This is a genomic window from Kitasatospora sp. NPDC059571, assembly GCF_042735675.1.
Taxonomy (GTDB): Bacteria; Actinomycetota; Actinomycetes; order Streptomycetales; family Streptomycetaceae; genus Kitasatospora.
The window spans coordinates 24,278-30,828 of record NZ_JBHWBW010000033.1 but is presented as its reverse complement, the minus strand read 5'-3'; the positions used below and the strand labels follow the sequence as shown (position 1 = coordinate 30,828).

Here is a 6,551-nt window from a genome sequence, read left to right as displayed (position 1 = left end):
CAGGCACCCGCCGACGGCCTGCGGCCCGCCACCTCCGGCGACGCCGCACCCGCCACCGCCGACCGGGCCGGCCTGCTGCGCGTCGCACCCGCCCAGTGGACCCGCACCGCCCGGCTGGACTTCTCCGCCTGGCCCGCCCGCGGCGACCGCACCGGCGACACCGCCCTGCTGGACCGCGCGCTGACGGCCTGGCAGCACGGCGGCCCGACCGTGCACACCGAACCCGGAACACCCGCAGGGCCCCCCGCCGCACCGGCCCGGCTGCTGTACGCCGGCACCGTCGACGGCGACCGGGTGGCCGTCCTCTACGACGGCGGACGGATCGCCCACTGGAGCGACGCCGGCGGCCTGACCCTGGCCCGCGCCGACGACAGCGACGTCACCACCGGCGCCGCCGTGGTGCTGCGCCGCACCGCCCGCTCCGTCCGCCTCCTCCTCGCCCCCTGGGTGGCGACCGCCGAACTGCGCCGCCTGCGCGAGCCCGACACCCCGGCCCGACCCGTGTCCCGCACCGGCGGCGTCACCGAGGCCCTGGCGACCGCCGGTGCCGACTGCCAGGCCGGCCCCGTCCTCCAACTGCGCTCCTCCCGCACGGTCGCCGAGAACCACGCCTTCCTGCTCGCCGACGTCGGCGGCCTCGTCCCCGCCCACCTCACCTACACCCCGCCGCCCCGCGAGGGCGCCGCCCGCGCACCCCGCGAGGCCACCGGCAGCGAGGCCCTGGTGACCTGGTCCCGGACGGCGTGCGCACTGCCCGAACACGGACCCGGGGTCAAGGAGGTCAACGCCTGGGCGTTCGCCGAGCAGCAGCTGCCGCAACGGGCCGGCACCGCGACCTGGGTCTGCCTGCGCACCGACCGCTGGAACGGCGACGGCTCGGCCGCCACCGAGGTGCTCCTCCCCGGAGCCGCGGGCGGCGCCGTCCGGACGGGGCTCGCCGAGGGACGCGGCTGCAGCCGCTTCGACCAGAACGCCGTCGGCTGGACCCGCTGGCGCGCGCCCGACGGCCGCGACTTCCTGCTGGTCGCCGGCAGCCGCCGGGTGGCCAGGCTCAGCGTCCGCGGCGCCGGCGCCCCGGTCGACGAGTCCCCGTCCGACCGCACCCTCGCCGTCGAACGCCCCACCGCCGGCCGCCCCGAGGTGACCGGAGTCCTCGACGACGGCACGGTGGTCCGCCCGCCGTCCTGAGATCCGGGCGGGTCGTCCCACCGGGAACGCGGACCCTGCCCGGTGCCGTGCCGCCCGGCAGCGGGTACCGGTTCGGGATCCGACCGGAACGGGCCTTGCGGCACGGGGTATAACTGGCAGCGTGACCACCGATCTGCCACCCTCGACCAGGCCCGTCACCCTGGAGCACGTCGCCAAGGTGGCAGGCGTCTCCCGGGCCACCGTCTCGCGCGTCGTGAACGGGAAGTCCACCGTCGATCCGGAGCTGCGCCGGATCGTCGAGGAGGCCGTCGCCGCGACCAACTACGTCCCGAACTCCGCCGCGCGGTCCCTGGTGACCCGCCGCACCAACTCGATCGCGCTGGTGGTCTCCGAGGCCGAGCGGCGCAACCAGGCGCTCGACCCCTTCGTCGGCCGGATGTTCACCGACCCGCACTTCGGCCGCGTGGTCAGCGGGGTGATCCAGGTGCTGCGCCCGCAGGGGATGCAGATGGTCCTGATGCTCGCCGACGACAGCGACTCCCGGGGCCAGCTGCTCGGCTACCTCCGGCAGGGGCACGTCGACGGCGTGATCCTGGTGTCCTCCAACGTCTCGGACCCGCTGCCGCAGTGGCTCAGCGACTCGCGGATGCCGGCGGTCCTGGCCTCCCGGCCGGCCTCGTCCTGCTCGATCGCCTACGTGGACGTCGACCAGCGGGAGGGCGTCCGGCTGGCGGTCGACCACCTGGTGGGCCTCGGCCGGCGCCGGATCGCCACCATCGCCGGGCCGCTCGACATGCCGGCCAGCCAGGAGCGCCTGGCGGGCTTCCGCGACGCGGTCGCTGCGCACGGCCTCGGCGAGGCCGTCCACGTGGAGGGCGACTTCACCCAGGACGGCGGCGCGGCCGCGATGCGGCGCCTGCTGGAGCTGAGGCCCGATCTGGACGGCGTGTTCATCGCCTCCGACCTGATGGCCCTGGGGGCGATGCCGGTGCTCTCCCGCAGCGGCCGCAGCGTCCCGGAGGACGTCGCCGTGGTCGGCTTCGACGACAGCAGCCCCGCACTCGCCTGCGATCCCCAACTGACCACCGTCCGGCAGCCGGTCGAGGACATGGCCGCCGAGATGGCCCGCCTGGTGCTCCGTCAGATCGCCGAGCCCGCCAAGGCGATGCCGCATGTCGTCTTCCGGCCGTCGCTGGTGATCCGCCAGTCCGCCTGAGCGGAAGGACGCACGGGGAATCGCGAGGGGGCGGCATGGACGGGGTGTCGGACGACGGGGCGGTACGGAGCTTCCTGGAGACGCTCGAGGTCGGCGACCTCTGCACCGGTGTGATCACCGCGGGTGACCCCTCGCGTGCGCAGGCGGTGACGCTCGACGGATTCCCGACGAGGGCACTGGGATCGCTCGGTTCTGCGGACACGGTTTGGGGCCGGGGACGGACCGAGACCTACGAGGTCGGCCGGCGGATCACCGCCGGGGTGGTCGCCGTCGACCTGGACGAGGGCCGGGTCCGGTTGTCGACGGCAGCCGCCGAGCACCCGGAGCTCTGGGCGTTCCTGTCGCGGTGCCGCCGCGGTGACATCCTCTCCGGCACCGTCGCGGCGATCGAGTCGTTCGGCGTGTTCGTGGCGCTGGACGACGGCCCCGCCCATCCGGTCTTCCCCGGCGTCGGCTTCATCAGCATCCCCGAACTGTCCTGGCAGTACTTCGACGCAGTGACGGACATCGTCCGGACCGGCGAGCGGGTCCGCTGCGAGTTCCTCCAGTTCGACACCTGGAACGGGGAGGCCAGGCTGTCACTGCGGGCCACGCAGCCGGACCCCTTCCGGGCCTTCGCGGCCGGGGTCGAGGTGGGCCGGATCCTCCCCGGGACGGTCACCCGACTGGTGCCGTTCGGCGCCTTCGTCCGGCTCGCCGACGGGATCGAGGGGCTCGTCCACCCCACGGAGCTCGAATGACCCCCACGGGGACCTGAGCCGCCACGACCCCCGCGGCACACAGGGCGGCCGCCCGGGCCGGTGGCCCGACCTCCGCCCTGCGCGGCGCCACCCGGGAACCGCCGTTCGGGTTGCAACCCCGACGCGGCATTTCGTCCGCTGTTGTCCAGATACATCCGATGCTGTACTGGTCCGTATGGTCAGTGGGCAGAGCCGCCGCACCAGGCGGCGCGCGGCGCGGGCGGAGCAGGAGCGTGCCGCCCGGGAGACGCGCACCCGGGTGCAGCTGCTGATCGAACTGACGGCGCGCAACGCCCCCTACCGCAAGGGGCTGCTCGCAGCCGTCCAGGGGCTCAGCCCGCAGGAGGCGGCGATCCTCGCCGATCTGGAACGGCACGGACTGCAGGTCCCGCAGCTGCACGACGTGCTGTGCGGCGGCCACGTCCTGGTCGACGAGCCGCAGCTGTACGAGGCGTGGCGGTTCCCCGAGGTGAGTCACCACCGGCTGTCGAGCCACCACCGCGACATCGACAAGTCCCGCTACCCGGACATCGGCATGCGCGGTCAGGTGGTGCGCGAGAAGCTGCACGGCCGCACCGCCAACGGCACCTGGCTGCAGCTGGAGAAGACGCCGGCCGCGTTCGGCGCCCGCAGACTGCCCAGCCTGGACGACCTGCGCCACCTGATGGACTACGTCGTCTACCGGATCACCCGCAGCAACGTCGGCCCATGGGGGCTGTCCCGGGTCACCGAGCGGCGGCCGATGTACCTCTCGCCCGCCGTCGCCGTCCCCACCTCGCTGGCCGCGCCCGTCTCCCGGTCGCTGGCCGAGGCGCTGCGGCGGATCGAGGCCGACGACGACACCACCTCGGCCTCCGCCGACCTCGCCGGGCGGTTCCCCCCGCCCGAGCGGGACGAGCCGTCCGACGAACTCGGCGGATCGCTCTCCGGCCGCTCCGGGCGCGGGCTCTTCGGCAACTCCCAGGTGTGGATCAGCGAGGCACCGCTGCCGCCCGCGGCCCGCGTGCTCGCGGAACCCGACGGCGGACCGCCGCCGGGGACCCGATGGACGGAGGACGACCAGTGAGCGACGGCGACGCCCCCGAGCCCGAGGCAGGGTCCGCCTCCGTCCCCGAGGGACTGGTGACCGCCGTGGTCGACCTCGTCCACACCGGGGCGGTCCCGCTCGGCGCCTACACCATCGCCGAGCTGACCGTCGTGGACGCGGTCGTGGACTTCCTGGAGGCCCGCCCCTCGGAGGAGGTGCTGGCCGAGGCCGTCCGCTCGCTCGCCGCACGCCAACTCCTCGTGCCCGGCGCCGGGCAGGACCGGATCCAGGTCCGGGGCGACCTCGGCATCGCGGTGGCCTTCCAACGGCGCGCCCGGGCCGTCCTGGACGCGCGGATCACCGGTGCGGGACCCGGCGAGCCCTGGCGGACGCTCGTCCTGCCCCAGCCGGAGCGCGTCTGCCTGATCGTCCGCATCGACGCGCTGGGTATCCACGAACTGTCGCTGCGCACCCTCGACGAGACCCTGCGGATCCTGACCGACTGGCTGCCCAGGGGACCGTGGGCCCCGGCCGACCGGACGGTCGACGCAGAGGCGGTCCTGGCAGCCGCGGAACGCTCCGCCCTGCTCACCACCGTCCGGTACACGACCGTCGGATCGGCGGAGATCGCCGGCGAGACCACCGACCTGATCCTGGCCGCCCGGGGCGGGAGGCTGCACGCCTTCACCCGGGATTCCGCCGACCGCGCCCGCCTGGTGCCCCGGAGCGGTCGCCCCACCGGTGTGCGCGACACCGTCGCCGCCCTCCTGGACCGCCGGCCGGCGGACCGGGACGAGGGGACCGGCTGACCGGGAGGTCCGCAGACTCGTCCTCCGCCGCACCGCCGTACACTCCGGGACCGTGATCGAACTGTGGCCCGTGGTGCCGGACGGCGAGCGATGGCAGTGGACGCTGGAGCCGTTCGTGGCGGTGGGGCCGCTGCGCTTCGGCATGAGTCCCGCCGAGGCCGCTGATGCCTTGAGGCAGGCCACCGCCGAGGCCGAGCCGCACCGGCACTACCATCCCGCGCCGTGCAGCCTTCGCGACAGCGAGGACGGCCGGTACCTCGACTTCGGCCTGCGCCTGTACTACGGGCAGGGGCGGCTCGCCGCGGTCATCGTCAACGCCCTGTGCGGGCCGCAGGTTCTCGTCGACGGGGCGGCTCTGGTCGCCCGGGTGCCGTCGGCGGTGGAGCGGTGGATGCTGGACCGGGCCGCGGCCCACGAGCCGGACGGCGAGGTCGTGTACATGGGCGGTGGACTCGTCTGCTCGGAGTCCCTCGGTGTGGTGATCAACGTCCAGCGGGCCGGCGACCGCCTGATCACCCGGCCGATGTTCCTGTCCGCCGAGGCACTCGACGGTGGCTCGTACTTCCTGCCGGAGGATCTCTGGGAGATCGAACGGTAGGCAGCCCGCGACGATCGTCGCGCGGGCGGCAACCGCTCCGGTCAGAGGCGGCGCAGCACCGCGACGACGCGGCCCAGGAGGACGGCCTCGTCGGCGGGGATCGGGTCGAAGGCCGGGTTCTCGGCGACCAGCCAGGTCCGGCGGCCGTCGGTCCTGAGGCGCTTCACGGTGGCCTCACCGTCGATCATGGCGGCGACGATGTCGCCGTTGTCGGCGACCGGCTGGCGGCGCACCGCGACGATGTCGCCGTCGCGGATGGCCGCTCCGGTCATCGAGTCGCCCCGCACGGTCAGGGCGAATATCTCGCCGTCGCCGACCAGTTGGCGGGGGAGGGTGAGTACCTCCTCGACGTCCTGCTCGGCGTGGATCGGCGCCCCGGCGGCGATCCGGCCGACGACCGGGACCTCCACCGTGCCGGACGGGCGCGCCCCGGGCGTGCCGTCGGTGTCGCGGTCGCCCCGGACCCGGTACGCGCGCGGACGCCGCGGATCCTGGTACAGGACGCCCTTCGCCTCCAGTTGCCGGATCTGGTGCGCGACCGAGGACGTGCTGCTCAGCCCGACGGCCTCGCCGAGTTCGCGCATCGACGGCGGGAAGCCGCGGCGGGCCACCGACTCCCGGATCGCGGCGACGATCGCCCGCTGCCGATCGGTGAGCGCGTCCTCGCCCGGCCGCCCGCCTGCCCGGTGGTCGGCCCGGTGGTCGGCCGGGCCCTGATCCGGCTTCGCCATGCACTGCTCCCTGATCGGTCCCGGCCTCCTCGGCGGCGCCCGGGCGCCGCCCGCCGATTCGATCACCTCGACGGCGTAAAGGGAACCACGCCCCCGGGATCGGCCGTAGTGCGGGCCCGGCGCTCGCGCCGGGCGGTGGCGGCGTACCGGCCGGTCGGGGGAAGCGCGTCAGGTGGCGGGAGCGGCCGTCGGCGCCGGGCCGTAGGTGGGGAGCGGGCGCCTCGGGTGCGGGCCCGATCACCGGGACGACGTGGGTGGCCATGGGGGCGGGCGGGCCGGGC

5 protein-coding genes and 2 pseudogenes are annotated in these 6,551 nt (G+C 75.0%); 6 read left to right on the top strand and 1 reads right to left on the bottom strand.

What is annotated here, in order from left to right:
- The 6 genes and pseudogenes from ACFV0G_RS06710 to ACFV0G_RS06685 all read left to right on the top strand — a co-directional run.
- Nucleotides 1-1,188 (top strand): annotated as a pseudogene (locus ACFV0G_RS06710) (hypothetical protein); the annotation flags it as partial.
- A 121-nt stretch (nt 1,189-1,309) separates the two neighbouring features.
- Nucleotides 1,310-2,365 carry a LacI family DNA-binding transcriptional regulator gene (locus tag ACFV0G_RS06705; protein ID WP_380542691.1) on the top strand — a complete coding sequence of 352 codons (1,056 nt, stop codon included), beginning with the start codon at nt 1,310-1,312 and terminating at the stop codon, nt 2,363-2,365.
- A 35-nt stretch (nt 2,366-2,400) separates the two neighbouring features.
- Complete coding sequence (locus ACFV0G_RS06700) at nt 2,401-3,105, top strand: S1 RNA-binding domain-containing protein (RefSeq protein WP_380542688.1); 705 nt, start codon at nt 2,401-2,403, stop codon at nt 3,103-3,105.
- Nucleotides 3,106-3,280: 175 nt separating this feature from the next.
- The gene (locus tag ACFV0G_RS06695; RefSeq protein ID WP_380542685.1) at nt 3,281-4,171 is read left to right on the top strand and encodes a hypothetical protein; all 891 of its coding nucleotides are present in this window, start codon (nt 3,281-3,283) and stop codon (nt 4,169-4,171) included.
- Complete coding sequence (locus ACFV0G_RS06690; RefSeq protein WP_380542682.1) at nt 4,168-4,941, top strand: hypothetical protein; 774 nt, start codon at nt 4,168-4,170, stop codon at nt 4,939-4,941. Before ACFV0G_RS06695 ends, ACFV0G_RS06690 begins: the two co-directional genes overlap by 4 nt.
- A 52-nt stretch (nt 4,942-4,993) precedes the next feature.
- Entirely contained in the window at nt 4,994-5,539 is a 546-nt protein-coding gene (locus ACFV0G_RS06685; RefSeq protein WP_380542679.1) for a hypothetical protein, read from the top strand.
- A gap of 41 nt (nt 5,540-5,580) precedes the next feature.
- Here the strand turns inward: ACFV0G_RS06685 and lexA are convergent.
- Nucleotides 5,581-6,328, bottom strand: a pseudogene (lexA, locus tag ACFV0G_RS06680) (transcriptional repressor LexA).
- Nucleotides 6,329-6,551: the final 223 nt, after the last annotated feature.

Coding starts and splice junctions, on each gene's coding strand:
- ACFV0G_RS06700 (WP_380542688.1), top strand. CDS start 2,401: ATGGACGGGGTGTCGGACGACGGGGCGGTACGGAGCTTCCTGGAGACG.
- ACFV0G_RS06695 (WP_380542685.1), top strand. CDS start 3,281: ATGGTCAGTGGGCAGAGCCGCCGCACCAGGCGGCGCGCGGCGCGGGCG.